This is a genomic window from Pseudomonas sp. HP_08 (genome assembly GCF_055284095.1).
Map to the genome: position 1 here is coordinate 198,758 of NZ_JBTOQC010000051.1, position 25,122 is coordinate 223,879.

The 25,122-nt window shown below is 62.4% G+C and carries 25 protein-coding genes; 13 read left to right on the forward strand and 12 right to left on the reverse strand.

Going from position 1 to position 25,122, the window contains the following annotated elements; all coding sequences use genetic code 11:
- The first annotated feature begins 55 nt into the window (after positions 1-55).
- Both ACYAS9_RS27400 and ACYAS9_RS27405 read left to right on the forward strand, forming a co-directional pair.
- Positions 56-487, forward strand: coding sequence for an HhH-GDP family DNA glycosylase (locus tag ACYAS9_RS27400; RefSeq protein ID WP_463571572.1), 432 nt, complete (start codon positions 56-58; stop codon positions 485-487).
- Complete coding sequence (locus ACYAS9_RS27405; protein ID WP_463571573.1) at positions 484-1,230, forward strand: DUF72 domain-containing protein; 747 nt, start codon at positions 484-486, stop codon at positions 1,228-1,230. The genes ACYAS9_RS27400 and ACYAS9_RS27405 overlap by 4 nt, the downstream gene beginning before the upstream one ends.
- Before the next feature lie 27 nt (positions 1,231-1,257).
- Here ACYAS9_RS27405 and ACYAS9_RS27410 read toward each other — a convergent pair whose 3' ends face one another.
- From ACYAS9_RS27410 to ACYAS9_RS27420, 3 genes are read right to left on the reverse strand one after another with little or no spacing between them, the layout of a single operon-like run.
- Positions 1,258-2,160, reverse strand: a complete 903-nt coding sequence (locus ACYAS9_RS27410; RefSeq protein ID WP_463571574.1) for a sugar phosphate isomerase/epimerase family protein — start codon at positions 2,158-2,160, stop codon at positions 1,258-1,260.
- Between the two features lie 32 nt (positions 2,161-2,192).
- Complete coding sequence (locus ACYAS9_RS27415; protein WP_463571575.1) at positions 2,193-3,362, reverse strand: Gfo/Idh/MocA family protein; 1,170 nt, start codon at positions 3,360-3,362, stop codon at positions 2,193-2,195.
- A 37-nt stretch (positions 3,363-3,399) separates the two neighbouring features.
- Entirely contained in the window at positions 3,400-4,323 is a 924-nt protein-coding gene (locus ACYAS9_RS27420; protein ID WP_463571576.1) for a sugar phosphate isomerase/epimerase family protein, read from the reverse strand.
- A gap of 143 nt (positions 4,324-4,466) precedes the next feature.
- Here ACYAS9_RS27420 and ACYAS9_RS27425 point away from each other — a divergent pair, with 143 nt between their 5' ends.
- Complete coding sequence (locus ACYAS9_RS27425; protein WP_463571577.1) at positions 4,467-5,519, forward strand: LacI family DNA-binding transcriptional regulator; 1,053 nt, start codon at positions 4,467-4,469, stop codon at positions 5,517-5,519.
- A 10-nt stretch (positions 5,520-5,529) separates the two neighbouring features.
- On the opposite strand, the gene ACYAS9_RS27430 is transcribed toward ACYAS9_RS27425, so the two are convergent.
- A complete protein-coding gene (locus tag ACYAS9_RS27430; RefSeq protein ID WP_463571579.1) occupies positions 5,530-6,852 on the reverse strand; it encodes a M16 family metallopeptidase in 1,323 nt (440 codons plus the stop codon).
- Positions 6,845-8,134, reverse strand: a complete 1,290-nt coding sequence (locus ACYAS9_RS27435) for a M16 family metallopeptidase (protein WP_463571580.1) — start codon at positions 8,132-8,134, stop codon at positions 6,845-6,847. The genes ACYAS9_RS27430 and ACYAS9_RS27435 overlap by 8 nt, the downstream gene beginning before the upstream one ends.
- Positions 8,135-8,310: 176 nt before the next feature.
- Here ACYAS9_RS27435 and ACYAS9_RS27440 point away from each other — a divergent pair, with 176 nt between their 5' ends.
- Entirely contained in the window at positions 8,311-9,936 is a 1,626-nt protein-coding gene (locus tag ACYAS9_RS27440) for an FMN-binding glutamate synthase family protein (RefSeq protein ID WP_463571582.1), read from the forward strand.
- Positions 9,937-9,994: 58 nt separating this feature from the next.
- Here ACYAS9_RS27440 and ACYAS9_RS27445 read toward each other — a convergent pair whose 3' ends face one another.
- On the reverse strand, positions 9,995-10,879 hold the full coding sequence (locus ACYAS9_RS27445; protein WP_463571584.1) for a LysR family transcriptional regulator: 885 nt from the start codon (positions 10,877-10,879) through the stop codon (positions 9,995-9,997).
- A 95-nt stretch (positions 10,880-10,974) separates the two neighbouring features.
- Here ACYAS9_RS27445 and ACYAS9_RS27450 point away from each other — a divergent pair, with 95 nt between their 5' ends.
- Together ACYAS9_RS27450 and ACYAS9_RS27455 are read left to right on the forward strand one after the other, a co-directional pair.
- On the forward strand, positions 10,975-12,111 hold the full coding sequence (locus ACYAS9_RS27450) for a DSD1 family PLP-dependent enzyme (protein WP_463571585.1): 1,137 nt from the start codon (positions 10,975-10,977) through the stop codon (positions 12,109-12,111).
- Complete coding sequence (locus ACYAS9_RS27455; RefSeq protein WP_463571586.1) at positions 12,101-12,493, forward strand: RidA family protein; 393 nt, start codon at positions 12,101-12,103, stop codon at positions 12,491-12,493. Before ACYAS9_RS27450 ends, ACYAS9_RS27455 begins: the two co-directional genes overlap by 11 nt.
- Before the next feature lie 16 nt (positions 12,494-12,509).
- Here ACYAS9_RS27455 and ACYAS9_RS27460 read toward each other — a convergent pair whose 3' ends face one another.
- Positions 12,510-13,343, reverse strand: coding sequence for a sugar phosphate isomerase/epimerase family protein (locus ACYAS9_RS27460; RefSeq protein ID WP_463571587.1), 834 nt, complete (start codon positions 13,341-13,343; stop codon positions 12,510-12,512).
- Positions 13,344-13,588: 245 nt separating this feature from the next.
- Here ACYAS9_RS27460 and ACYAS9_RS27465 point away from each other — a divergent pair, with 245 nt between their 5' ends.
- From ACYAS9_RS27465 to ACYAS9_RS27480, 4 genes are all read left to right on the forward strand, one after another.
- Positions 13,589-14,443, forward strand: coding sequence for an IclR family transcriptional regulator (locus tag ACYAS9_RS27465; protein ID WP_463571588.1), 855 nt, complete (start codon positions 13,589-13,591; stop codon positions 14,441-14,443).
- Positions 14,440-16,170: an FAD-dependent oxidoreductase gene (locus ACYAS9_RS27470; protein WP_463571589.1), complete on the forward strand. Its 1,731-nt coding sequence runs from the start codon at positions 14,440-14,442 to the stop codon at positions 16,168-16,170. Before ACYAS9_RS27465 ends, ACYAS9_RS27470 begins: the two co-directional genes overlap by 4 nt.
- 93 nt (positions 16,171-16,263) lie before the next feature.
- A complete protein-coding gene (locus ACYAS9_RS27475) occupies positions 16,264-17,121 on the forward strand; it encodes an SDR family oxidoreductase (protein WP_463571591.1) in 858 nt (285 codons plus the stop codon).
- A 65-nt stretch (positions 17,122-17,186) separates the two neighbouring features.
- On the forward strand, positions 17,187-18,617 hold the full coding sequence (locus tag ACYAS9_RS27480; RefSeq protein WP_463571592.1) for an NAD-dependent succinate-semialdehyde dehydrogenase: 1,431 nt from the start codon (positions 17,187-17,189) through the stop codon (positions 18,615-18,617).
- A 50-nt stretch (positions 18,618-18,667) separates the two neighbouring features.
- Here the strand turns inward: ACYAS9_RS27480 and pbpG are convergent, their stop codons facing one another.
- The gene (gene pbpG / locus ACYAS9_RS27485) at positions 18,668-19,606 is read right to left on the reverse strand and encodes a D-alanyl-D-alanine endopeptidase (protein ID WP_463571594.1); all 939 of its coding nucleotides are present in this window, start codon (positions 19,604-19,606) and stop codon (positions 18,668-18,670) included.
- A gap of 256 nt (positions 19,607-19,862) precedes the next feature.
- Here pbpG and ACYAS9_RS27490 point away from each other — a divergent pair, with 256 nt between their 5' ends.
- A complete protein-coding gene (locus ACYAS9_RS27490) occupies positions 19,863-20,423 on the forward strand; it encodes a hypothetical protein (RefSeq protein WP_463571596.1) in 561 nt (186 codons plus the stop codon).
- 6 nt (positions 20,424-20,429) lie between these two features.
- Here ACYAS9_RS27490 and ACYAS9_RS27495 read toward each other — a convergent pair whose 3' ends face one another.
- Positions 20,430-20,612, reverse strand: coding sequence for a hypothetical protein (locus ACYAS9_RS27495; protein ID WP_463571597.1), 183 nt, complete (start codon positions 20,610-20,612; stop codon positions 20,430-20,432).
- Positions 20,613-20,752: 140 nt separating this feature from the next.
- On the reverse strand, positions 20,753-21,109 hold the full coding sequence (locus ACYAS9_RS27500; protein WP_463571599.1) for a hypothetical protein: 357 nt from the start codon (positions 21,107-21,109) through the stop codon (positions 20,753-20,755).
- Positions 21,110-21,334: 225 nt separating this feature from the next.
- Here ACYAS9_RS27500 and ACYAS9_RS27505 point away from each other — a divergent pair, with 225 nt between their 5' ends.
- Positions 21,335-22,150 carry a shikimate 5-dehydrogenase gene (locus ACYAS9_RS27505; protein WP_463571600.1) on the forward strand — a complete coding sequence of 272 codons (816 nt, stop codon included), beginning with the start codon at positions 21,335-21,337 and terminating at the stop codon, positions 22,148-22,150.
- 3 nt (positions 22,151-22,153) lie between these two features.
- On the opposite strand, the gene ACYAS9_RS27510 is transcribed toward ACYAS9_RS27505, so the two are convergent.
- Complete coding sequence (locus ACYAS9_RS27510) at positions 22,154-22,804, reverse strand: YceH family protein (RefSeq protein WP_463571602.1); 651 nt, start codon at positions 22,802-22,804, stop codon at positions 22,154-22,156.
- Positions 22,805-22,985: 181 nt separating this feature from the next.
- Here ACYAS9_RS27510 and ACYAS9_RS27515 point away from each other — a divergent pair, with 181 nt between their 5' ends.
- Positions 22,986-24,131, forward strand: coding sequence for an MFS transporter (locus tag ACYAS9_RS27515; protein ID WP_463571603.1), 1,146 nt, complete (start codon positions 22,986-22,988; stop codon positions 24,129-24,131).
- Here ACYAS9_RS27515 and nhaR read toward each other — a convergent pair whose 3' ends face one another.
- Positions 24,132-25,028 carry a transcriptional activator NhaR gene (gene nhaR, locus ACYAS9_RS27520; RefSeq protein WP_463571605.1) on the reverse strand — a complete coding sequence of 299 codons (897 nt, stop codon included), beginning with the start codon at positions 25,026-25,028 and terminating at the stop codon, positions 24,132-24,134.
- Positions 25,029-25,122 lie beyond the last annotated feature (94 nt).

Genomic DNA, 25,122 nt, shown 5'->3' on the forward strand with positions numbered 1-25,122 from the left:
CGCCCTCCACATCTGAGACACAACTCTCGCCGGTACGGCGTTGATGAGGTTGACGATGAGCAAGACACTCTGCGCGCAAGACCTGGGCATCGAGTTTGTCATCGATCGCGAAAAGGGCCTGTTCAAATGGTTGCTGGCCAGCTTTCTACTGGGCAAGCGTATCCAGGCAGACATCGCTGTTCAGGCCTGGCGTGTGATTGTCGAGCACCGTCAGCGCGACACACCGCTCAAGCTCCTGCACTGCACGCACCGGGAACTGGTGGTCATGCTCGGTGAAGGCAATTACACCCGCTACGACGAATCCACTGCCGAGCGTTTGCTGGCCCTGGCCGGCAAGCTCAAGAACGATTATCACGGCAAAGTCACCGGCATTCATGCGGTGAGCATTGACCGTGAAACGTTCGAGCAACGCTTGCTGGAATTCACAGGCATTGGCCCGAAGACCGTAGAAATCTTCATGCGCGAAGCGGCGAGGGTGCTCTATTGAACACGGGCATATTCCTGGGGTGCGCGGGCTGGGCCCTGGCCCGTGAACACCAGGCTGACTTCGTGGCCGAGGGGACGCACCTGCAGCGCTATGCCGCACGGTTGAGCGCAGTGGAGGTGAACAGCTGTTTTTATCGCCCGCACCGTCCACAGACTTGGGCGCGCTGGGGCGAGTCCGTGCCGGCGGGGTTTCGCTTTTCAGTCAAGCTGCCGCAAACCATCACCCATGTTCAACGGCTGGTCGACTGCGAGCCTTTGCTTGAGCGGTTTCTGGGCGAATGCACGCAACTGGGCGAGCGGCTGGGCTGCATCCTGATTCAGCTGCCGCCCTCGCTGGACTATGAGCCGCTGCGGGTGGCGCGGTTTTTCGAAGCCTTCAGGCAGCGCTTCAGTGGTGCCCTGGTCATCGAGCCACGGCATGAGTCCTGGGCTGCGGCGCAAGCGCAACTGATCGACTACCGGGTGGCGCAGGTGGCCGCCGACCCTTCGCGGCTGAGCACCGACACGCGCCCCTCAGGCTGGCCGCAGCTTCATTACTGGCGGCTGCATGGCTCCCCGAAAATCTATTACAGCGCCTATGGCCACGAGCGTTTGCTCAGCCTGGCGAGCGCATTGCGGCGCTCGGCAAGCGAAGGCATCGAGACCTGGTGCATCTTCGACAACACCGCCGCCGGCGCTGCCGTGCATGACGCCCTGAGCCTGCACGCCATGCTCGAAGGCGCAGCAGGTGTACAGGCCGACTGAGCGTATCGTTTCAGGTGAGCCGCGGCGTTATTTGAAATACCGGTCCACGTACTTCTGGATTTCCTGGCGCATGAACTTTCCCGAGGCTTCGGCGCGTTCTTCCCAGCCAAACACGCAGGCGGTGACGATGCCGTCGAAGCCGGTTTTGGACAGTGAACTGAAGAACACGTCCCAGTCGACCTCGCCCTGGTGCATTTCCATGTGCTGGTGCACCGAGACCTTCGCGCCCGGCGGGTTGACGATGTAGCGCAGCCCCGACGAGGCCTTGTGGTTCCAGGTGTCGGCAATGTGCACGTGGGCGATCATCGATCCTGCGTCGCTGATCATCTTCGCCATGTCGTCGCCAAAGTAGAAGGTGTGCGGCGCGCAGTAGAGGAATTTGACGTTGTCGGAACCGATCGTCTTGAGCATGTCGACGGCGGGATTGAGCGTTTCACACCAGTCCTCGGGATGCGGCTCGACGTTGAGGGTGATGCCTTCGCGTTCCAGAATCGGCACCAGTTCTTCCATCGTGCGCCACCAGGCCGCTTCGCTGGACTCGTGGCTGTGCGAGCCGCCGCAGCAACTGACCTTGTGCCCGCGATCGGGCGAAGGGCCGCGGCCGAATTCGGAGTTCATGGTGGTGCAGCCCATTTCCACCGCCACCTCGATGGCTTGTTTCCAGTGTTCGACGGCGGTCAGGCGTTCGTCTTCATGGGGGCTGGCCCAGCGGTACATCGGCAGGATGGAGGCCAGTTGCAGGTTATGGTCGCGCAAGGCTTTCTTGAACTCGGCGATGCGTTCCTTGTGTGCGCGCGGGTGTACCCACCACGGCAGGAAATCCTCGCGCGGCGACATCTCGAGGTATTCGAAACCTTGCTCGGCGGTGCTGCGGCACAGTTCCGGCAGGCTCAGGTGGCGCTGCATGTAAGGGTCGATGGCTATTTTCATTATTGTTCTCCAGGTAAAAAGTCAACGCGAAGTCAGTAAGCAACCCAGGCAGAGTCCTGATCGGCAGAGGCCACGCAGCGCTCGACCCAGCGCACGCCTTCGACGCCGGCATCGATGTCCGGGTAGCGCACGGCGGCCAGCGCGGCGTCATCGCCACGGCTGGCGGCGTCCATGGCCAGGGCAAATCGGTAGTACAGGTTCGACCAGGCTTCGAACAACCCTTCGGGGTGGCCACCGCCGATGCGGTCATCCAGCAAGGCGTCGGCATGCAGATAGCCCATGCCGCGCTCCAGCACCTGGGCCGGCTGGCCCTGGACTTCAAAACTCAACTGGTTGGGGCGTTCGTCCCACCATTCCAGGCTGGCCCGCGAGCCGATCACGCGGATCTTCTGGCCGTGCATGGAGCCTGCGTTGACCGCGCTCGACCAGACCATGCCCATCGCACCTCCCTCGTACTCCATCAAGGTGTAGGCGTTGTCTTCCAGTGGCGCACGACTGGCGACGAAGCTTTGCCGGCTGCACATCAGGCGTTTGATCTTCAGGTCCGGCAGCATCACTTCCGACAGGTACAGCGGGTGCGTGCCGACATCGCCCAGCACATAGCTGGGACCGGCCTGACGCGGATCGACGCGCCATTGCGTGGCCTGGCTCTGGGCCTCGACCGGGGCGCTGTGAAAGCCGTGGGCAAACTGCATGTGCACCATGCGGATATCGCCCAGCTCGCCGGCGGCAATCATGGCCCGCGCCTGTTCGATCAACTGGTGCCCGGCATAGCCGTAAGTGACGCCGACAATCCGCGATCTGGCCGTGGCCAGCGTGCGCAGCGATTCGGCTTCGGCGAGGGTGAAACACAAAGGCTTTTCGCACACCACATGCAGGCCGGCCTCCAGCGCTGCTTTGGTGATCGCGTAATGGGTGCCGTTGGGCGTGGCGATCGACACCGCCTGAATGCCGTCTTCGCGCTGCGCCTCTTGCTCGAACAGGCTCAGGTAGTCGGCATAGCAACGCTCGGGGTCGACCCCCAGTTGCTCACCGAAACTGCGGCAGCGCTGCGGGTCGATATCGAATGCGCCCGCCACCAGCACGAAATTCTGGTCGCGCAGGGCGGCCGAGCGATGGATATAGCCGATCTGGCTGTGGATGCCGCCGCCGACCATGGCCCAGCGAATAGGGGAGGCAATGCGTTTGCTGCCGTTGATCATGGAATTGTCCTTGTTTGATCAAAAGGGGGCGTCTGGCTCAGAAACCGGTGCTGGCCAGCCAGGCGCGGCTGGCGGCGACGTCTTGCAGGCTGCCGCCGGCATTGCGCGGGTCACGCTCCTGCTCGACGGTGATATAGCCCTGGTAGCCGATCTCCTCGAGCAGCGCGTGCAGCGCCGGGTAATCGATGACCCCGCGCCCGATCGGGCACATCACGCCCCTGGCGCAGGCCTCGAAGAAACGGATGCGCTCGTTCAGCACCTGATCGAACACCACCTGATCAATGTCTTTGAAATGGATGTAGTCCAGGCGCCCGGCGTACTGGCGCAGCGTCGCCACCGGGTCCATGCCGGCGTAATACAGGTGGCCGGTGTCCAGGCACAGGCCGGCCACGTCGGCGGGAATGTCCTGCACCAGTTGCGCCAGTTCATCGGCGAACTCGATATGCCCGCCGGCATGCGGATGCACCACGGTGCGCACGCCGTATTCGCGCCACGACAGTTCGGCGATGGCGCGGATATGGCCGATCATCGTCTGCCACGCTTCAGGCGCCAGGCGCAGTGCCCGGTCCGAATGCCCGGCGGCGTAATCGCGGGCTTCATGGCCCCAGTCGATGACCACCAGATAAGGCGCGGCATAGCGCTGGCCGGGCTCGGGCGCCACCTGCGGCAGTTGCTTGAGCAGGGCGCAGATGTCGTGGGTTTGTTGCAGCAGACTGGCCAGATTGGCCGGCGCTACCAGGTTATCGAAAATGGTCCCGGCCACGACGTTCAAGCCGTTGGCTTGCAAGGCGCTGCCAACACGCTCGGCGTCCAGCGGCAAGTAGCCGTAAGGGCCTAGTTCGATGCCGCGATAACCGGCCTGGGCGGCTTCGCTCAAGACCTGTTGCCATGCCGGCAGGTGCGGGTTTTTGGGGTCGTCGACGCCCCAGCAGCAAGGGGCCGTGCAGATATGCAGGGTCATGGGAAGGGCTCCGTCATTCATTATTGTTGTATGGCCTGTGTGCAAGGCTTGAAACAATCCTGAGGCAGGCGCGGTGCCGTTGCTATAGTTGCCCGGCAATACCTGTCATAACCTGTCAAATAGCCGAAAAGGGATGTCATTTCATGTCAGACGCACAGCCGCCCTCACGCCGCGCCACGCTGGAGGATGTCGCCCGGCTGGCCGGGGTCAGCGTGTCGACGGTCGACCGGGTCATGAGCCTGCGCGCCAACGTGCGTGCCGACACCGCGCAGCGCATCGCCGAGGCGGCAGAGCAATTGGGCTTTTACGGGCGCAAGGTCATCGAGCAGCGTTTGCTGCAACACCGGCCTACGGTGCGCATCGGCCTGTTGCTGCAAAAGCGCGGCGTGGCGTTTTATCAGAACCTGGCCAAGGCACTGGCTGACGCCGCTGCAGCCAGCGTGCGGGCGCAGGTGCGGGTGATGATCGGCTATATCGACGACCTCGACCCTGTCGCCACCGCCGAGCGGATTCTGGCCTTGCAACACGAAGTCGATGCCCTGAGCGTGGTGGCCGCTGATCACAGCGCCGTGCGCGCCGCCGTTGCGCAGTTGCGTGAAGCCGGTGTGCCGGTGATCGCCATGGTTTCGCAATTGAGCGCGGCCGCCGGGGCCGGGTATGTCGGCGTCGACAACCGGCGCATGGGCCGCACCGCCGCCTGGTTCGTCAGCCAGCTGGCGGCGCGGCCCGGTGCGGTGGCGGTGATGGTCGGCACCCAGCGCTATCAGTGCCAGGAACTCTGCGAGCTGAGCTTTCGCTCGTGCATGGCCGAGCAGGGCGCCGACTGGGAAGTGCTTGCCACGCGGCTGACTCTCGAAGACCCGGCCTTTGCCTATGCCGGCACCCTTGACCTGCTGACCAGCCAGCCGGACCTTGCCGGCCTGTATGTGGGCGGTGGCGGCATCGAAGGGGTGATCAAGGCACTGCGCGAACTCAAGGCGCAACAGGTCGCGATGCCGGTCGTGGTCTGCCACGACCTGACGCCGCTGACCCGAACGGCCCTGCGCGAAGGCGTGGTCAATGTGGTGCTGTCACACCCGATCGAGGCCTTGGCGCAGGCCACCATCGTCCGGCTGGTGCACGCGGTGATCAAGGTGCCGGAGGAATCGGATACCTGCCTGCTGCCGATCCAGATCGACGTGCCGGAAAGCGTCTGAAACCGTGCCTTCAGGGCAGGGGCGGCAGAGGCACTTGCGCGATATCCGGGCCGATACTGGCGTACAGCAGGTGATCGGGCTGCACGTTGCGGCCAATGGCGTCTTTTACCGTTGCCGGGGTCAAGGCCATGACCCGGGCGTGAAATTGCCCGATGGCATCGACCGGTAGCCTGAAGGCATTGAGCGTTGCCAGTTGCGCCAGAATGGCCTGGTTTGTCGCGACGCGCAGTGCCGCCTGGTTGAGGATGCGTTGTTGCGACTGGCTCAGCTCATCCTCGGTCGGGCCGTTGGCGACAAACTCGTTGAGCATTTCCTTGATTCGATCCTGTGATGCGTTGTTGTACTGCGCCGCACATTGCCACGCGATGGCAAACCGGCCGTCGGCCAGCGTGTAGGCCAGGCTGGAACCCGCGCTGTAGGACAGACCACGGCGCGTCCGCAGTTCATGGAAGATTCTGGAATGTACGCCTGCGCCGAATATGTCGTTGGCGACGGTCATGGCGGCATGGTCGGGTGAATGGCGCAGGATGCCCGGCAGCACAAACATCACCAGTGTCGGCCCGCTGTCGGTGGCGAGATGCAGCACTTCCGGTTCGCTGACGGCCGGGCTTTGGATAAGCGGCGTCGCCGGCCCGCGCGGCAACTGTGCCGATATCCTCGCGGCAATGGCCTGGGCCTGTTCCAGGCTCAGGTCCCCGACCAGATTGATGGCGGTATTGGGCGCGGTGTAGTGGCGTTGGTGAAACGCCTGCAAGTCCTCGCGCGCAAGGCTGGCGATGCTTGCGCGGTCGCCGTAGCGCGGGTAGCCATAGGGATGGCCGGCAAACAGATGGCGATAGATCTGGTTCTGCAGGCGGTAGTGAGGCACGTGCTCGCGAGCGTCGACAAAGTCTGCGCACAGGCCTTTGACCCGAGCGATGGCGGCGTCGGGAAAGCTGGGCTGGCCGACGACGCTGGCGAAGGTCTCGACGGCCGCTTCGCGCTGGGCGGCGGCACTGAGACAGCGCAGCGAAAGCACGGCATGGTCCTTTTCCAGGTGCATATCGAACCTGGCGCCTGCGCCCTCGAAGGTGTCGGCAATCTGCGTTGCATCACGTCCCGGAACGCCCTCGCTCAGCAGGCTCAGGGTCAGGTACGCGCTGCCGGAGCGGGCGTCATCGCGACAGCTGCCCGCGGCGATGTCCAGGCGCACATCGAACATAGGCAACTCCCTGGCGGGCACGAACAGGACGCGCGCGCCTTCAGCGGTCAGCCACTGTTCGATCTGCGGCGTGTGGCAGGGCGCGATGGGCGCCAGGCCCTTGAGTGATTGCAAACGGCTGAATTCATTCATGGCTGTCGTCCCTGGGCAGAATATGGGCAATGCAAAGCCGGTCGCGGGTAAACCAGCTTCGCGCCGCCTCACGCAGGTCTTGAGGGGTGATTTCCTGCAGGTCGTTCTGCTCGCTGTCGAGCAGCGACAAAGGCAGGCCTGCCACGGCCAGCTCGCTCAATTGCTCGGCCTGGGCCTGGATCGAGTCGCGGGCATAAACCTGTGCGGCGAGGAGGCGGGCACGGGCGCGCTCAAGCTCCGGCAGGCTCACCAGCTCCGTGGTCACTTGCTGAAACTGCGCCCACACCCGGTCTTCAAGCTGTTGCAGGCCGATGCCGGCTTTGGGGCTCGCTGACAATTCCAGCAGGGTATCGCCGCAGGCGTTGGCGTTGTAGGTCATCTGCGCGAAGGTCAGGATGTCGGCGGCGTGCATCAACCGCGCGACGATTCGCGCGCTGCGGCCGATGCCCAATATCACCGCCAGCAAGCGCAGCGCATTGATCATGCGCAGGTCGGTGCCAGTGGCGCGGCTGGGCACGTTGATTGCCAGGATCAGCGCAGGCATTGCGCCTGCCCGTCTGATCTCGATCCTGCGCTCTCCGGGCGCCGACAGTTCCAGCGCACGCTTGTGTACCACCGGGATGCCGGGCGGCAGGTGAGCGAAGTGTCGTTCGACCATTGCCCTGAAAGGCTTCGGTTGCAGGTCGCCGACCACCACCAGGGTGGCGTTGGCCGGCGTATACCACTGGCGATACCAGTGCTGTACCTCGGCATTGCTCAGGCGTTCGAGGTCGGCTGGCCAGCCGATGACCGGCGTCCGGTAGCTGCTCATGGGGTGCGCGGCGCTCTGGAACAGTTCATGGGCGCTGCTGGTAACGTCGGCATCGACACTGAGGCTGCGCTCGGACTTGATGACCTCGATTTCGCGATTGAAGGCGGCATCCGGCAACAGGGCGTCGTTCATCATGTCGGCACCGATTTCCAGCGCAACGTCCAGGTAATGGCTGGCCAGGGTCTGATGAAAGACCGTCATGTCCTGGGTGGTGTAGGCGTTCTCCCGAGCGCCCAGGCGCTCCAGCAAACGGCTCGCCTGACCGGCATCGAGCTTGCTGCTGCCCTCGTACAACAAGTGTTCCAGCGCATGACTCATGCCCGACTGGCCCGGAGGCTCCTGGGCGGAACCGACCTTGTAGCAAAGATGACAGGCTGCCACGGGAGCCCTGTGATCCTCGCGCAGGATGACGCGCAGCCCATTGGGCAGCGAAAAATCATGGGTAGCGAGCGTTGGCGGTTGATTCGGCATGGTGCCCTTCCTTTGACGTGAAGGTTAAGCATCCACCGGCCCCGATCATGAGTGGGGCTATATACATATCGCCTGAACGCGAAGCCGGTTACACGGCACAAATCTTTCGGGATTTCAAAATGCCGCTATTTTGAAGGTAAGTTGCTTTGACCGTGCAACGCCTTAAAGGAAATCCCATGAGTCTGTCTTTGCTGAGCCGTTACGCTTTCTTTGTAGGATGTGTGGTGTTCACCCTCGCCACGCTGCCGTTTGCCCCGCAGCATGAATGGCTCTGGGTGTTTACGCTGATCGCAGGTGCCCTGAGCCTGCTTGGGGTGTTCGACCTGTTGCAGTCGCGCCATGCGGTGCGGCGCAATTACCCGATCCTGGGCAACATCCGTTACCTGATCGAGGGTATCCGCCCGGAAATTCGCCAGTACCTGCTGGAAGCCGACTCTGAAGCCACGCCGTTTTCCAGGGCGCAAAGGGCGCTGGTGTACTCGCGCGCCAAGAGCGAGGCGTCGGACAAGCCGTTCGGCACCTTGATGAACGTCTACGAAACCGGCTATGAATTCATCAGCCACTCCATGCGCCCCGCGCCGTTGACCGACCCTGAAAGCTTCAGGGTCGAAATCGGCGGGCCGCAATGCACGCAGCCGTACTCGGCGTCGGTGTTCAATATCTCGGCCATGAGTTTTGGTTCGCTCAGTGCCAATGCCATCCGGGCGCTGAACAAAGGCGCGCACCTGGGCAACTTCGCGCATGACACCGGCGAGGGCAGCATCAGCCCTTACCACCGTGAGCACGGCGGCGATCTGACCTGGGAACTGGGCAGCGGCTACTTTGGCTGTCGCACCGCCGACGGTCGTTTCGACCCGGACAAATTTGCCCTGCAGGCCGCCGACCCGCAGGTGAAAATGATCGAAATCAAGCTGAGCCAGGGCGCCAAGCCCGGCCACGGCGGCATCCTGCCCAAGCACAAGGTTACTCAGGAAATCGCCAGCACCCGCGGCATCATGATGGGCGAAGACTGCATCTCGCCGTCACGCCACAGCGCCTTCAATACCCCGCTTGAGCTGATGCAGTTCGTCGCCCGCCTGCGTGAGCTGTCCGGCGGCAAACCGGTGGGCTTCAAGCTGTGCCTGGGTCATCCGTGGGAGTTCATGGGCATCGCCAAGGCGATGCTCGAGAGCGGCATCCTGCCCGACTTTATCGTCATCGACGGCGCCGAAGGCGGGACGGGTGCGGCACCGGTGGAATTCACCGATCACCTCGGCGTGCCGATGCGCGAAGGCTTGTTGTTCGTGCACAACACCCTGGTGGGCATCAATCTGCGCGACAAGATCAAGCTGGGCGCCAGCGGCAAGGTGATCAGCGCGTTCGACATCGCCAGCCTGCTGGCCATCGGTGCCGACTGGGCCAACGCCGCGCGCGGCTTCATGTTTGCCATCGGCTGTATTCAGTCGCAGTCGTGCCACACCAACAAATGCCCCACCGGCGTCGCCACCCAGGACCCGCTGCGCCAGCGGGCGCTGGTGGTCGAAGACAAGGCCACGCGGGTCTACAACTTCCACCGCAGCACCTTGAAGGCACTGGCCGAGATGCTCGCGGCGGCGGGGCTCACGCATCCCTCGCAATTGACCGCTCGCCATCTGGTGCGGCGCATGTCGGCCACCGAGGTCAAGCTGTTCTCGCAAATGCACGTGTTCCTCAAGCCTGGGGAATTACTGGCCGATCAGGTCCGTGGCGAGTTCTATGAACGCATGTGGCGGGCGGCGCGGGCGGACAGTTTCGACCCGATGCCGGGGGATGAAGCGGCCTGACCGCCCAAGGCGCTTTTCATCGAAGAACCTGGCTTGATGCTGGAGTGCGCAAGGCGTTTTAAAGTTTGATTGCCTCAATCAAAAAATTCGCCAAGGCGCGCACTCTGGCAGTCTGATGTTTGCGCGAAGGTATCAGCAGTGAGACGGGGGCACTTTCGAATGACCAGTCAGCCAACACCCTGACCAGCCTTCCAGAGCTGATGGACTCCCTGACATCCCATTCGGAACGAAGCACCAGCCCTTGTCCCTGCTCAGCCCAATCGCGGGCAACACTGCCGTCGTTGGTCAGCATGGCAGGCTCGATGCGTAACACACGACTCACCGAGCGCTTGCGCAAGTGCCACAGCGTTACATCTTCTTCGTTTTCGCGGATACAGAGGCACCGATGGTTGACCAGGTCTTCTGGCGTCTGCGCAGTGCCGCGTACGGCCAGGTACTCAGGGCTGGCGCACAACCATCGCTCGTTACTGACAAGCGTACGCGCCACCCACGAACTGTCGCTGATACGGCCGATGTGAATCACCGCATCGCTGTCATGGCGATCGGGCCAGGGCGTCTCGCGTAAATCCAGATGAACGCGCAATTGTGGATGCGCTGTAGCGAATCTGGAGAGCAATGGCGCAATACGTTGGCGGCCAAAACCGAACGGTGCTGCCAGTCGCAGTGTTCCGGTCAGTGCGTCATCAGCGCGCCTGAATGATTCGGGCAGCGCCTCCAGCTGTTGCAGCAATGTGGCCGACTCCGCTGCGAAGCGTTCTCCCTCTGCCGTCAGGCTTAACCTGCGCGCGTCCCGACTCGCCAGGTTGACGCCCAGATGCGCTTCCAGCTTACGCAGCCGCATCGATAGCGCAGGTGCAGAAACATTCAGTCTTCTCGCGGCCGCGCTGAGCGATTCCGAATGCGCCAGGGTCACGGCCAGGCGCAAGTCTTCTATGGAGATCATTCAGTCTTTCTTAATCATTGATGACCCAACATTGAACCACAGCTTAATCTCGAATGAGTAGAGTACTCAGGTCAGCTTTCAACCAGGTACTGCCCATGACCTCTTCACTTTCCCGATTGCAAACGCCGGCCGCCATTATCGACAGGGCGAAGATGCTCGCGAATATCGAGCGTATGCAGCAGCGAATGGACCGCCTCGGCGTGCGCCTGCGGCCGCATGTTAAGACCACAAAATGCCTGCCGGTGATCAACGCGCAGATCGAGGCGGGCGCGTGCGGCGTCACCGTTTCGACGCTCAAGGAAGCGCAGCAATGCTTCGATTCAGGCATCGATGACATCCTCTACGCGGTGTCGATGGCGCCGGCAAAGCTGTCCCAGGCGCATGAGCTGAAACAGCGCGGATGCAATTTGAGCATTCTCACGGACAGCGTCCAGGGTGCAGCGGCAATCGTTGCCTTTGCTCATCAGCATGGCGCGGTGTTCGACGTGTGGATTGAAGTGGACTGCGACGGGCATCGCTCGGGACTCAAGAGCGAATCCGCAGCGTTGCTAGAGGTGGCGCGAACCCTTCAGCGTGGCGCCATGAATGTAAAAGGCGTTTTGACCCACGCCGGCTCAAGCTATGAACTCGATAATCGACCGGCGCTTGAGCGACTCGCTGAACAGGAGCGGCGTGAGTGTGTTGCCGCAGCCGAGCGCATTCGGGCCTTGGGCATCGCGTGCCCCGAAGTGAGCATCGGCTCTACGCCCACCGCGCTGTCGGCACAGGATCTTGTCGGCGTGACGGAAGTCCGCGCCGGGGTCTATGTGTTTTTTGACCTGGTCATGCACAACGTGGGGGTCTGTCAGCGCGATGAACTGGCCCTGAGCGTGCTGACGACCGTGATCGGCCACCAGGCGGAAAAAGGCTGGGTGATTACCGATTCAGGCTGGATGGCCATGAGCCGGGACCGCGGTACCCAACGGCAAAACCATGACTATGGCTACGGCCAGGTCTGCACCCTTCAGGGCCAGTGGATCGAGGGTGCGCTACTGCACAGCGCCAATCAGGAACATGGCATCGTGACCCTTGAGGGCCTGGACGGCGAGGCCCTCGAACAGCGTTTTCCCATCGGTAGCCGGTTACGCATCCTGCCCAACCACGCCTGCGCGACCGGTGCACAATTTCCTTTTTACCAAGGCATCGACAGCAACGGTGCTGCCGAGCAATGGAGTCGGCTCTATGGCTGGTAATACGATTCAACCTGTGCAAACCGCCCAGGCAGCGCCTCCCGGCGGGCATTACGCTCAGGCCGTGCGTTATCAGGACACGCTGTATGTCTCGGGGCAACTTCCGGTTCGTGCCGATGGCAGCCATAGCGCGAATGAGCCTTTCGAGACGCAAGCGCAAATCGCCTTGAATAACCTGCTGGCCATTCTCGAACACGCAGGAGCACAAATGACCGACCTGGTGAAAGTCACGGTCTACATTGTCGGCGTCAAGCACTGGCCCGCCTTCAACGCGCTGTATGCCCAGGCTTTGGGCGCGCACCTTCCCGCGCGTGCCGTGGTTCCCGTGCCAGAACTGCATCATGGCTATCTCATCGAGATCGAGGCGATTGCACGTCTGGGCTGAGCGCTGCCGTGCAAGGTTACCGGGTGTTCGCCAGGCCGAGCACCGAGCGGGCTTTTTGCAAGGCGACACTGGCGCGTTCATAGGCGCTTACGCCTTGCTCCAGCAATTGCCGCGTGGGAATTTCCAGGCTCAGCGGCGTCGCGGCGGGCAGCGCCTTGAGCAACCCGTGCAGATCACACTCGCCGTCGCCCGGAAAGCGCCGTTCGTTGCGTGCCTGGCGCAGGATTTCATCCATGTCGTCAGGGCGCGGGCCGGCTACATCGCACAGCTGGGCATAGCGAAAGCGCTGTGGACTGGCCGCTGTGGCGGTGGCCAGTTGCGCCAGTGATGAACCCGAACGGTTGAAGTGAAACGCATCGACCAGTACGCCGCCATTGGCGCGATTGGCCTGCTCGACAATGTGCAGGGCCTGCGTCAGGTCCGGCGTGTCGGTCCAGGGCATGAACTCAAGGTGCGGATGAATACCGAAGCCGGCCGCCAGGTCGCAGAGCGCCGCAAAATGCTCGATCATTCGCGCCTCAACCGGGTCGTTGCCGGCTACCAGCAGTTCGGTGGCGCCAAATTCCGCCCCGGTTTCCAGCAGGGCCTGGCAGTCCGCCACCTGCGTCTGCGGTGTGAGGCGCAGGATTTCGATGTCCATCACCTTGATGCCGGTGTCGCGCAAACGCCGATGCGTCTGGCGGCGCAAACCGGCGTCGCTCAGCAGGGCAAAGTGATGCTCCTGCGGCGTGGCCGGCAACAGCCGCAGCCCCACGTGGCTGTAACCTGCGCGCGCGGCGACCTCCACCATGTCCGGCGGCGATAGCTCCAGCACGGTGAGGGCGGCAAGGGAAAAGACCGGTTCGCTCATGGTCGACTCTCGTTGTTGGAGGGTTGCGCAAAAAATGCTCGATCGGTGATCACCGGGTCGAACGCCTTTTTCTAGTTAGAACCGAGTTCCGGTTTTAAATCAAGTGGCTATCTGGAATTGATTTCCAGTGACTGGTCGTGTCCCTGGTAAAGCAATTGACAGCATGGGCAGGGCTGGAATACTTTCCTCGCCATCAACTGGAACACTCTTCCAGAAATCGTGATTATCCCGACAGGAGACCGCTGATGCCGAGCGCTGCCAGTGCCACACCTTCCAGCCACGCCGGTTTGCTCGAACGCGGCCTGGCCATTCTGGAAATGCTCGCCAGCAGCGCCGAGGGCATTGCCCTGACCGTGATTGCCGAGCAGTTGCAGATTCCGCGCAGCGCGACCCATCGGCTGCTCAATACCCTGTGCGAGGCCGGTTTTGTGCGCCAGGAGCATGAGCGCGGCACCTATGTGCTGACCTCGAAGCTGCAAACCCTGGCCTTCACCCACCTGAGCGCCGAAGGCATGGTCGATGCCGTGCAGCCGGTGCTCAACCGCCTGGCGGGCGAGGTCGGCGAGCTTGTGCGCCTGTCGGTGGTCGACGAAGACCGCCTGGTCTGGGTGGCGCGCGCGCAGGGCGCCCGTTCAGGGCTGCGCTATGACCCGGACATGGGCATGGCCGCGCGGTTGTCCTGCTCGGCCAGCGGTTACGCCTGGCTGGCGAGCATGGACAACCCGCAAGCGCTTGAACGGGTGGCGCAACAGGGTTTCGGCAGCGTGCAGGACTACGGTCCCGACGCGCCGCAAAGCATCGGCACGCTGCTGCCGCGCATTGAAGTGACGCGCACGCTGGGCTATGCCCTGGCGATCCAGACCTTTGCCGACTGGATGTCGGCGATTGCCGTGGCCGTGACCCATCCGGTCAGCGGCAAGGTGATCGGCGTGGTCAGCGTGGCCGGTCCGGTGTTTCGCCTGCCTGAAGCGCGTTTGCACCAGATCGCACCTGCGCTGCTGGCGGCCGCCGAAGAAATCCGCCACTTGATGCCAGGCTCGCCGGCGCTGATGAGCCCGCGGCTCAGCGCCCTGGATGCACAGCAAGGAGAGCCACGGTGAGCGAGCATTCTCAAAACGCGGTGCGGCGTCTGGACTGTGACCTGCTGGTGATCGGCTCGGGGGCTTCGGGCCTGGCGGCTGCGGTGACGGCCGCCCATCACGGGCTGAAGGTCATCGTCGTGGAAAAGCATGACACCTTCGGCGGGGCCAGCGCCTGGTCCGGCGGCTGGCTATGGGTGCCCGGCAATCCGCTGGCCAGGCGCGCCGGCATCAACGAAGACCCGCAACAGCCGCGCACTTACCTGCAACACGAACTGGGCGAGCGTTTCGACGCCGGGCGGGTCGATGCCTTTCTCGAGCATGCGCCGCGCATGGTCGCGTTTTTCGAGCAGCACACCGCCGTGCAATGGGTCGACGGCAATGGCATTCCGGACATCCATGGTCACGTACCGGGCGCCGGACTGCAGGGTCATCAGGTCATCGCCGCGCCGTATGACGCCCGCGAGCTGGGTCCGCTGCTACAGCGCTTGCGCAAGACGATGCGTGAAACCTCGTTTCTGGGCATGCCGATCATGGCCGGCGCGGACCTGGCGGCGTTCCTGAGCATGACCCGCTCGTTCAAATCCTTCGTGCATGTGAGCAAACGCTTTGTCCGCCACCTGCGTGACCTGGCACGGCATGGCCGGGCCATGCACCTGGTCAATGGCGTGGCGCTGATCGGGCGGCTGGCCAGGTCCGCCGTCGACCTGGGTGTGACGCTGATCGAGTCGGCGCCGGCGCGGCAGTTGCTCATCGAACAGGGGCGGGTGACCGGCGCCCGCGTCGACACGCCACAAGGCGTGACCGAGATTCATGCACGTCGGGGTGTGGTGCTGGCCGCAGGCGGCTTTCCGCATGACATCGCCCGGCGCAAGGCGTTGTTCCCGCGTACGCCTTCTGGCCATGAACACCTGGCGTTGCCGCCGCAGGAATGCTCTGGCGACGGCATCAGCCTGGGTGAATCGGCCGGCGGCGTGCTGGCTGTCGATCTGGCCTCGCCGGTGGCCTGGGCGCCGGTGTCGCGGGTTATGCATGCCGATGGCACGAGCGGGCATTTTCCGCACATCATCGACCGCGCCAAACCCGGCCTGATCGGTGTGTTGTCGAACGGCAAGCGCTTCGTCAACGAGGCCGACGGTTACTACGATTACACCGCCGCCATGGTCGCCCAGGCGCCGCACGGCGAAGAGGTGGCGTCGTGGCTGATCTGCGATCACCGCTTTCAGCGCCGCTTCGGGCTGGGCCATTCGCGGCCATTTCCCTTGCCGGTAGGCCCGGCCGTGCGCAGCGGTTATCTGCAGCGCGGCGAGTCCATCGAAGCGCTGGCGCGTGCCTGCGGCATTGATCCGACAGGTCTTGCGCAAACCGTGCGTGTCTTCAATGAACATGCGCGCAACGGCGAAGACCCCGAATTTGGCCGCGGCTCGACGCCCTACAACCGCAAACAGGGCGACCCGCTGATGCGTGAGGGCAACCCGTGCGTGGCGCCGATCGAGCAGGCGCCGTTCTATGCGGTCAAAGTCCTGCCCGGCAGTTTTGGCACGTTTGCCGGGCTCAAGACCAACCCTGCGGCGCAGGTGCTCGACGCCCATGGCGACGTCATTGCCGGCCTGTATGCGGTCGGCACCGACATGGCCAGTGTGATGGGCGGCGTGTATCCCTCGGGCGGTATCAACCTGGGGCCGGCGATGACCTTTGGCTATATCGCCGGCAGGCATGCGGCGGGCAAACAAGGCAGTGCGGACTAACCATTCGTCAGGGCCAGGCGAAATCGCGTTGAACATTGCACCTGAATAGCGGGACACAAAGAGGTCACGTTCCGAACACTCAGGAGAAATCTCATGACCGATTATCCACGTCCACCTTTCCCCAGGCAGCAACAGCCAGTGCCTGGTTTGCAAGGCAAGATGGACCCGTATCCGGACTGCGGCGAAGAAAGTTATAAAGGCTCCGGCCGTTTGCAGAACAAGATTGCGCTGATCACCGGCGGCGACAGCGGCATCGGTCGTGCGGTGGCCATCGCCTTTGCCCGTGAAGGCGCCGATGTCGCCATCGCTTATCTGGATGAACATGAAGACGCTCAGGAAACGGCACGCTGGGTCGAGCAAGCCGGTCGTCAGTGCCTGTTGTTGCCGGGTGATCTGGCGCACAGATCGGTGTGCCAGGAGACGGTGGCCAAGACCGTCGAGCAATTCGGCCGCATCGATGTGCTGGTCAACAACGCGGCATTCCAGATGACCCACCAGCGCTTCGAAGACATCCCCGATGAAGAGTGGGTGCGCACCTTCGATATCAATATCACCGCGATTTTCCGCATCTGCCAGGCCGCAGTTCCGCACATGCCCAAGGGCGGGTCGATCATCAATACCAGCTCGGTCAACTCCGACATGCCCAAGCCGACGTTGCTGCCGTACGCCACCACCAAGGGCGCGATTGCCAACTTCACCGGTGGCCTGGCGCAGTTGCTGGGCGAGCGCGGCATTCGCGTCAACAGCGTCGCGCCGGGTCCGATCTGGACACCGTTGATCGTCGCCACCATGCCTGAGGATGAAGTCGAGCAGTTCGGCAGCAATACCCCGCTGGGTCGTCCCGGCCAGCCGGTCGAAGTGGCGCCGCTGTATGTGCTGCTGGCCAGCGAAGAGGGCAGTTACTTGTCTGGCGAACGCTTTGGCGTGACCGGCGGCAAGCCGATTCTTTAAGGCTTGACGAGGGCCACTGGATGATGGCCCTCTAGCCCTTTGTTCAACGGTTAATGGAGAGCTTCATGTATCCGGATGTTCAGCTTTATATCAATGGTCAATGGCGCGCTGCTCACGACGGCCGTACCCAGCCAGTGCTTGACCCTGCGACCGGCCAGATCATCGGCCAGGTAGCACATGCCGATATCAGCGACCTGGACGACGCACTGGCCGCTGCTGACCGTGGCTTTGCCGCCTGGCGCGCGGTGTCGGCCTTCGATCGCTACAAGATCATGCGCAAGGCGGCGGTACTGGTGCGCGAACGCGCTGACTCGATTGCCCGCATCATGACCCAGGAACAAGGCAAGCCGCTCAGCGAAGCGCGTGCCGAAGCATTGTCGGCCGCCGATATCATCGACTGGCTGGCCGAAGAAGCCCGTCGCAGCTATGGCCGCCTGGTGCCATCGCGCGGCGCCAATGTCGAGCAGAAGGTGATCAAGGAACCGGTCGGCCCGGTGGCGGCGTTCACGCCGTGGAACTTCCCGATCAACCAGGTCGTGCGCAAGCTGTCCTCGGCGCTGGCGGCGGGTTGCTCGATCATCGTCAAGGCCCCGGAAGAAACCCCGGCATCGCCTGCCGAACTGATTCGTGCCTTTCATGATGCCGGCGTCCCGGCCGGTGTGATCGGTCTGGTGTATGGCGATCCTGCGCAGATTTCCGGCTACCTGATTCCGCACCCGGTGATCCGCAAGGTCACCTTTACCGGCTCGACGCCGGTGGGCAAGCAGCTGGCGGCGCTGGCCGGCAAGCACATGAAGCGCGCGACCATGGAACTGGGCGGTCATGCGCCGGCGCTGGTGTTCGCAGACGCCGACCTGAACCTGGCGGCCCGTACTCTGGCCACCGCCAAGTTCCGCAATGCCGGGCAGGTATGCGTGTCGCCCACGCGGATTCTGGTCCAGCGTTCGGTATTCGATGCATTTACCGAGCAGTTTGTCGGCCTGACCCGCGAAATCAAGGTCGGTAGCGGCCTGGAGTCGGACACCACCATGGGCCCGCTGGCCAATGAGCGCCGGGTGCCGGCGTTGCGTGATCTGGTTAACGATGCAGTCGGCGCGGGTGCCAAGGTCGAGACCGGCGGCAAGGCTGTGGCAGGCGAGGGCTGGTTCTTCGAACCCACCGTGCTGACCGGGTTGACGCCGGCGATGCGCATCATGAACGACGAGCCGTTCGGCCCGGTGGCCTTGCTGGTGCCGTTCGATACGCTGGAAGAAGCCATCGCCGAATCCAACCGCGTGCCGTTCGGGCTGGCATCGTATGCCTTCACCACCTCGATGAAGACTGCGCAGGCCCTGAGCTACGGTATCGAAGCGGGCATGCTGTCGATCAACCATCAGGGCATTGGCTTGCCGGAAGTGCCGTTTGGCGGCATCAAGGATTCCGGCTATGGCTCAGAGGGCGGGATCGAGGCAATCGAGGCTTACCTGAATACCAAACTGGTGACGCAGTTTAACTAAAGTTTAACCAAGGCAATGCAAAAGGAGCGGCTATGCCGCTCCTTCCCCGATTATTCCTTGGCTTGCTGCAAGCCGTTCTGGCGGATCGCCAGGTTCTTTTCCTTCTTGTACTGCAACGCCACTTCCGGCACCGGGCCGCTCTGGCCGGTTTCCAGCCATTTGCGCAGGCGGCTGGCATCGGCGAAGTGGGTCTGTTTGCCGAAGGCATCGAGGATCACCACCGACACCGGACGTTTGGCCATGTTGGTCAGCAGCACCAGACAATGCCCGGCCTGGTTGGTGAAGCCGGTCTTGGTCAGGCGGATGTCCCAGTTTTCGCGGTGTACCAGATGGTCGGTGTTACGAAAGCCCAGGGTGTAGTTGGGTTTGGTAAACCGTACGGTCTTCTCTTCGGTGGCGCTCAGTTCGCTGAGCATCGGGTATTTGCGCGCCTCCAGCAGCAGCTTGGTCAGGTCGCGAGCAGTCGAGACGTTATAGACCGAAAGCCCGGTAGGCTCGACATAGACGGTGTGCTTCATGCCCAGCGCCTTGGCCTTGTTGTTCATGGCCAGAATGAAGGCCGGATAACCGCCGGGGTAACTGTGGGCCAGGCTGGCGGCGGCACGGTTCTCCGATGACATCAATGTGATCAGCAGCATGTCGCGACGGTTAAGCTGGCTGCCCAGTTTGACTCTGGAGAACACGCCCTTCATTTCTGCTGTCTGGGAAATATCGACCGGGATGACTTCGTCCATCGATTGTTTGGCGTCCAGCACAATCATGGCGGTCATCAACTTGGTGACCGAGGCAATGGGCACAATCACATCCGGGTTATTGGAATACAGCACTTTGTTGCTTTGCAGATCGACGACCATGGTACTGCCGGAGGCCAGGTGAAGATTGGCCGGGTCGCGTGCCAGGGCTGCCGATTCATTGGCAAAGGCCTGAGTGCCAAGCAGTGGGCCGGTGAGTGCAAACAAGAGGCCCAGAAGCGTATGACGAATTTTCAAGTAAGCTCACTCGATGATTGTGCGCACGTGCACGTAAACAGAAATAAAGTGTGCATTTTAGGAGCAGGTTTTACTTAAAGTCGATGGGGCGCCACCGGCATTTCATCCTTTTAATCATACGAAAGTGTGCTTATTCAGACACTGTTAAGTAGGAAAGCGCTTTTAGCCAGGCCAGGACCGATATTCGTGGTATCCAATGCTGACACCGATTAGCATCCCAGCCCTATCGTATGTAACGGATTCAAGGAGTCAGGTAATGCCCAAAGGCTTGATCGGCAAGGATTATGGCGTGCTGGTAATCGTTGCAGTGGCTCTTGCAGTCCTGCTGCTGGGGGCGGGGTTTTTCGTCAGGCCGGTCGACTGGGCCGGTTGGGTACAGGCCAGCGGTGTGATCGTTGCACTGTTGATGGCGGTGGCAGTGCCGGCCATTCAGCGCCAGCAAGAGGCGCATCAGGCCGCCTTGCGTCATCGCGCACGTGAGGTTGGTTATGCGCGGCGCATTCAGTACCTGTGTGGGGAATTGAGCGAGATGCACGGGCGCATCAGCCTGAACTTGCCGCATCTGCGTGCCAATGACCGCCATCGTTTGAAGTTCACCCTGCAGGATTACCTGCACCGGGTGTTCGAGTCGCACAAGCGCGACCTCAACGATGACCGGATTGTGGTAGCGCATGAGTTGCGTCAGGTGGCCAATAACCTCATCGAAGAGCTGGACAGCGGGCGTACCGATCGCACCGAATATGTGGCGCTGGAGCGGCGCTTGCAAAAGCTGACCCAGCGCTGCCAGTTGATTGTGGTGATTGCCGAGCGCTCGTGAAACGCCTTAGCTGTTGAGCGTGGGGGCAGCCAGTTGCTCGGACAACGCCTGGGCCTGCGGGCGTGAAGTGAACGGCCCGCCAATCGGCTCGCCGTCGCGGATCAGGTACCAGCAGGCCAGCAGGCCTTGTTCTCTGAGTGGCACGGGAACGGCACTGCCGACTACCGACATGATGTGTACTTCGTTCATGGCTGCCTCCATCTATTCATGCTGGCCACTTTACTCAAGGCTGATGTCACGTAGAAATCAACCGTTTCGATAGTGGTCATTGATAGAAGCTTGGGGACGCCATAAAACAAAACCCCGCCGGGAGGGCGGGGTCTTGTGGGTTACCAGCGGCTCGGACGACCGTAGTAGACCGGCGGCGGTGGCGCGTACTGGCGGTAGTAGCCTGGCGGTGGGCCAGGGTAGCGCTCGACCACTTCATAAGCCGGCTGGTAATAGACCGGCGGCGGTGGCGGTGCGTAGTAAACGGTGCGTGGCTGCTGCACATAGACAGGCTCGCGCTCTACATACACCGTGCGATCGCGACCGCGGTCCGAAGACACGGCGGCACCGACAACAGCTGCGCCGACGATTGCGCCGACGATCGCAGGACCTCCCCAACCATGGCCACCGGCGTTGGCCTGACCTGCCAGGGCCAGTGCACCTACAAACAAGGCGATCTTGGGTAATTGACGAATCATGATGGTTGTTCCTCGGCTTTCGACCCGTTATCGCGTTGCACCGGCTCTGGTGCTGCTACGGGGTTATTGCTAAGACAGCGGTTTTGTTCAGATCTGCGAAGCCGTTGAGTAAAGTTTGTGTAAGGTAGGCACCTGTTGCACCAAACCGTCTTTTTCGGCAGCGTCTGTGGCCGCGAGTGTACGCCTGTTTTGCAGGCTTTAGCCAATACCGTTCAGGAGATTTACATGCCCGTCACCGCCAGCAAGGACACGCTGTTGTGCATGTCCCTTGCCGCCCGTCCCGGTAACTTCGGAGTGCGTTTTCATAACCATCTGTACCGTGAACTGGGGCTGGATTTCTATTACAAGGCCTTTGCGCCCAACGACCTGGTCGGCGCGGTCAATGGCATGCGTGCGCTGGGCATTCGCGGTTGCGGCGTGTCGATGCCGTTCAAGGAAGACTGCATCGCACTGGTCGACGAGCTGGACGCTTCGGCGGCGGCCATCGAGTCGATCAACACCATTGTCAACACCGAGGGCCATCTCAAAGCCTATAACACCGACTACATTGCTGTGGCGCAGCTGCTCGACGCGCATGCCGTGCCGCGCACACCATTTGCCCTGCGCGGCAGCGGCGGCATGGCCAAGGCGGTGGCGTGCGCCATGCGCGATGCAGGCTTTACCGATGGAATCATCGTTGCCCGCAACGAGGCAGCGGGCCGGCGCCTGGCCGAGACGTGCGGCCTGCGCTGGCAGCCTGAACTGGGTGATGAGCGACCACCCTTGCTGGTCAATGTCACGCCGCTGGGCATGGCTGGCGCCCAGGCTGATGAGCTGGCCTTTGAGCTGGCGGCCATCGAAGCGGCCCAGACGCTGTTCGATGTGGTTGCCACGCCCGCTGAAACGCCGCTGATCCGGGCCGGTCGCCGGTTGGGCAAACACCTGATCAGCGGCGATCAGGTGGCGGCGATCCAGGCGCTGGAGCAGTTTGTGCTGTACACCGGCGTGCGTCCCAGTGACGAGCAGTATCAGCGTGCGGCGGCGTTTGCCCGCAGTCTGTAAACCTCAGCCCTCGAGCTGCGCCAGCCGCGCTTCCAGTGCGGCGATGCGTGCTTCCAGTTCGTCCAGGCGCTCGCTTGAAGGCGGGGCACTGCGTTCTGTAGCTTGCGGCCGGTTGGCCAGCAGCGCCTGCAGGTCTTCCTCGGTACCGAGGTTGTGCATATAGCGATCTTCGCGCTGGCCGCTCTGGCGTGGCAACAGCGACGCCAGGCCGCGGGCGATCAGGCGTTCGAGCTGGTGCACCACCTGTTCGGCATCTTCGAAGTCGTGCATGCGATTGCTGCGCGTCAGCAACTCGTTGACCGTCTGCGGACCGCGAAGCAGCAACAGGCCGGTGAGGATCACCTGCGCCGGCACCAGTTCCAGGTGCTTGTCGACCCTATGCTCCCAGCGGTCGGCGCGGCTGCCCATCACCAGGCGGGTCAGACCAATGTTTTCCAGGCTGCGCAGGCTTTGGCCGATCTGGCCCTGGGTCAGGCTCATGACCGGGTCGCGGCTGGTTTTCTGGTTACAGGCCAGCATCAGTGCGTTGAGCGTCAGCGGGTAGGTTTCCGGGTTGGTCGCCTTTTTCTCGATCAGGCAACCGAGTACCCGTACCTGGCTGCTGTCCAGATGCAATGCGTGTGAATCGGCGGTGGTTTCGGTGGTATTGGACATGCTGTACTCCCTGAGCAATGGCAGGCCGCCAGCCTATGGTGTGGCGAGAATTATTGCCAGAGGACAGCGCCCTGACGGGCGAAAAGTCGCAACGATCGGCCGGCCGGGCCGTCTATAATCGTCGGCCCTTCTTAAGGCCGCCCATTGCTGCGGCTGATTCGTGTCGTTCTGGAGTTTGCGCATGTTGCCCATTTTTCTGTTGTCGGCGGCCGGCTTTACGGTGCTGACTACGGAGTTCGTTATCGTCGGCCTGTTGCCGGCGCTTGCCCGTGATCTGAATGTTTCGATTTCACAGGCGGGGCTGCTGGTGACCCTGTTTGCCTTTACCGTGGCCGCCTTCGGCCCTTTTCTGACCGCGTACTTCTCGCGCTTCGAGCGCAAGCGGCTGTTCATTGGCGTGCTGCTGTTGTTTGCAGCCTCCAACCTGATTGCTGCGCTGGCCAGCAATTTTGCAGTGATGGCCGTGGCGCGGTTGATCCCGGCGTTGGGTCTGCCGGTGTTCTGGGCGCTGGCCAGTGAAACCGTGGTGAATATCGCCGGCCCCGAGTTTGCCGGTCGCGCGGTGGCGCGTTTTGGCGTCGGCATCATTTGCGCCATGGTCTTCGGCATTCCGGCCGGCACCTTGATCAGCGATATGTTCGGCTGGCGCAGCGCCTTTGCGGTGCTGGCCGGCATGGCGCTGCTCAAGGCCTTGCTGCTGGCCATCTGGCTGCCTGAATCCAGGCCGGCGCAACAGGTGTCGATGCTCAGCCAGTTCGGCATCCTGCGCAGCCGCCTGATGCAGGGGCATGTATTGCTGTCGGTGCTGGTGTTCAGTGGCATGTTCACTGCCTACACCTATCTGGCCGACATTCTCGAGCGCCTGGCCGGCTTCGATGGTTCGGTGGTGGGGTGGTGCCTGATGGGCTTTGGTGCGGTGGGCTTGCTGGGCAATGCCCTGGGCGGGCGCATGGTCGATCGTCATCCGCTGGTCGCCAGCCTGGTGTTCTGTGCCTTTCTGATTGCCGGCATGCTGGCGGTGGTGCCAAGCATTCATTCGTTGCCGGCCCTGGCGGCGGCCTTGACCGTCTGGGGCGTGACTCAGGCGGCGCTGTTTCTGGTCTGCCATGTGCGCATCATGAAGGCTGCGCCTCAGGCGCCGGCCTTTGCCGCCTCGCTGAACGTGGCCGGTGGCAACCTCGGTATCGGCCTGGGCGCGCTGATTGGCGGGCGGGTCATCGACAGCCTGGGGCTGGCCAGCCTTGGCTTCGCGGCGGCCGGCATCATTGTGCTGGCCATCATTCTGGCGCTGGGCATGATCAGGGCAGGCCAGCCTGCCAGCGCCTGATCAGTCGCTGAACAGCTTGTTGCGCGCGCCCTCGGTGATCGCCACGACGCCGGGGTGGCGCACTTTGCGTTCTACCGTGATGGCGTAGAACGATTCGGTCACCGCGTCGGTCTGACCGATCATGCGCACGCCGTACTGCGCCTGTACTTCGTCAGCGATGACGCTGGGGGCAACGAACACGCCGCTGCCGGATTTGCCAAACGCCTTCATCAGCGCACTGTCGTCGAACTCGCCAATGATGCGCGGGCGTATCTTTTGCTCGGCAAACCAGCGCATCAGGCGTCCACGTACCACGGTGTCCTGGCCGGGGATCAGCAGCGGTGCGTTGTCCAGCGCTTGCGGAAAATCCGGGTGCAAGCGCTGCGCGACCTCTTCGGTAGCAAAGAAGCTGACGCCGCATTCGCCCAGTTTCTGGCTGTAGCCACGAATGTCCAGGTGCGGCGGCATGGGGCTGTCGGACACCACCATGTCCAGGCGCTGGATAGCGAGGTCCGCGAGCAGGCGTTCGAGTTTGTCCTCACGGCAGGTGATACGTACCGGCTCGTTCAGCTCCATGGTCGGCGCGATGAGGCGGTACACGATGGACTTGGGCACCACATCGGCCACGCCGATGCGAAACAGGATCTGCTGTTCATCGAGCCGTGAGCGCAATACGGTTTCCAGTTCGTTGCCCAGTTGAAACATCTGCTCGGCATAGGGCAGCGCCTGGCGCCCGGCTTCGGTGAGCTCCAGTTGCCGGCCCACGCGCTGGAACAGGTCTACGCCAAGGCCTTGCTCCAGCAGGCTGATCTGACCGCTGATGGTCTGGGCAGTGAGGTTCAGATGCTCGCAGGCGCGAACGATGCTGCCAGTCTTGGCAACCACCCAGAAATAGTGCAGTTGACGGTAATTGAGCATGGGTTTGAAACACTTCGTAAAAACCGAAGTATATACCTTGTAAATGCGAATTTTCCTGATGTTACAAGGTCTTTAGAATGCTTCCTCATCGCCA

Bases quoted from the DNA above. Each gene is read 5' to 3' on its own strand.
- ACYAS9_RS27450 (WP_463571585.1), top strand. From the start codon at position 10,975: ATGACCTCTTCACTTTCCCGATTGCAAACGCCGGCCGCCATTATCGAC.
- ACYAS9_RS27480 (WP_463571592.1), top strand. From the start codon at position 17,187: ATGTATCCGGATGTTCAGCTTTATATCAATGGTCAATGGCGCGCTGCT.
- ACYAS9_RS27445 (WP_463571584.1), bottom strand. From the start codon at position 10,879: ATGATCTCCATAGAAGACTTGCGCCTGGCCGTGACCCTGGCGCATTCG.
- ACYAS9_RS27495 (WP_463571597.1), bottom strand. From the start codon at position 20,612: ATGAACGAAGTACACATCATGTCGGTAGTCGGCAGTGCCGTTCCCGTG.
- ACYAS9_RS27410 (WP_463571574.1), bottom strand. From the start codon at position 2,160: ATGAAAATAGCCATCGACCCTTACATGCAGCGCCACCTGAGCCTGCCG.
- ACYAS9_RS27490 (WP_463571596.1), top strand. From the start codon at position 19,863: ATGCCCAAAGGCTTGATCGGCAAGGATTATGGCGTGCTGGTAATCGTT.
- ACYAS9_RS27475 (WP_463571591.1), top strand. From the start codon at position 16,264: ATGACCGATTATCCACGTCCACCTTTCCCCAGGCAGCAACAGCCAGTG.
- ACYAS9_RS27425 (WP_463571577.1), top strand. From the start codon at position 4,467: ATGTCAGACGCACAGCCGCCCTCACGCCGCGCCACGCTGGAGGATGTC.
- ACYAS9_RS27435 (WP_463571580.1), bottom strand. From the start codon at position 8,134: ATGCCGAATCAACCGCCAACGCTCGCTACCCATGATTTTTCGCTGCCC.
- ACYAS9_RS27420 (WP_463571576.1), bottom strand. From the start codon at position 4,323: ATGACCCTGCATATCTGCACGGCCCCTTGCTGCTGGGGCGTCGACGAC.
- nhaR (WP_463571605.1), bottom strand. From the start codon at position 25,028: ATGCTCAATTACCGTCAACTGCACTATTTCTGGGTGGTTGCCAAGACT.
- ACYAS9_RS27400 (WP_463571572.1), top strand. From the start codon at position 56: ATGAGCAAGACACTCTGCGCGCAAGACCTGGGCATCGAGTTTGTCATC.
- ACYAS9_RS27505 (WP_463571600.1), top strand. From the start codon at position 21,335: ATGCCCGTCACCGCCAGCAAGGACACGCTGTTGTGCATGTCCCTTGCC.
- ACYAS9_RS27510 (WP_463571602.1), bottom strand. From the start codon at position 22,804: ATGTCCAATACCACCGAAACCACCGCCGATTCACACGCATTGCATCTG.
- ACYAS9_RS27440 (WP_463571582.1), top strand. From the start codon at position 8,311: ATGAGTCTGTCTTTGCTGAGCCGTTACGCTTTCTTTGTAGGATGTGTG.
- ACYAS9_RS27515 (WP_463571603.1), top strand. From the start codon at position 22,986: ATGTTGCCCATTTTTCTGTTGTCGGCGGCCGGCTTTACGGTGCTGACT.
- ACYAS9_RS27465 (WP_463571588.1), top strand. From the start codon at position 13,589: ATGCCGAGCGCTGCCAGTGCCACACCTTCCAGCCACGCCGGTTTGCTC.
- ACYAS9_RS27460 (WP_463571587.1), bottom strand. From the start codon at position 13,343: ATGAGCGAACCGGTCTTTTCCCTTGCCGCCCTCACCGTGCTGGAGCTA.
- ACYAS9_RS27430 (WP_463571579.1), bottom strand. From the start codon at position 6,852: ATGAATGAATTCAGCCGTTTGCAATCACTCAAGGGCCTGGCGCCCATC.
- ACYAS9_RS27455 (WP_463571586.1), top strand. From the start codon at position 12,101: ATGGCTGGTAATACGATTCAACCTGTGCAAACCGCCCAGGCAGCGCCT.
- ACYAS9_RS27415 (WP_463571575.1), bottom strand. From the start codon at position 3,362: ATGATCAACGGCAGCAAACGCATTGCCTCCCCTATTCGCTGGGCCATG.
- ACYAS9_RS27500 (WP_463571599.1), bottom strand. From the start codon at position 21,109: ATGATTCGTCAATTACCCAAGATCGCCTTGTTTGTAGGTGCACTGGCC.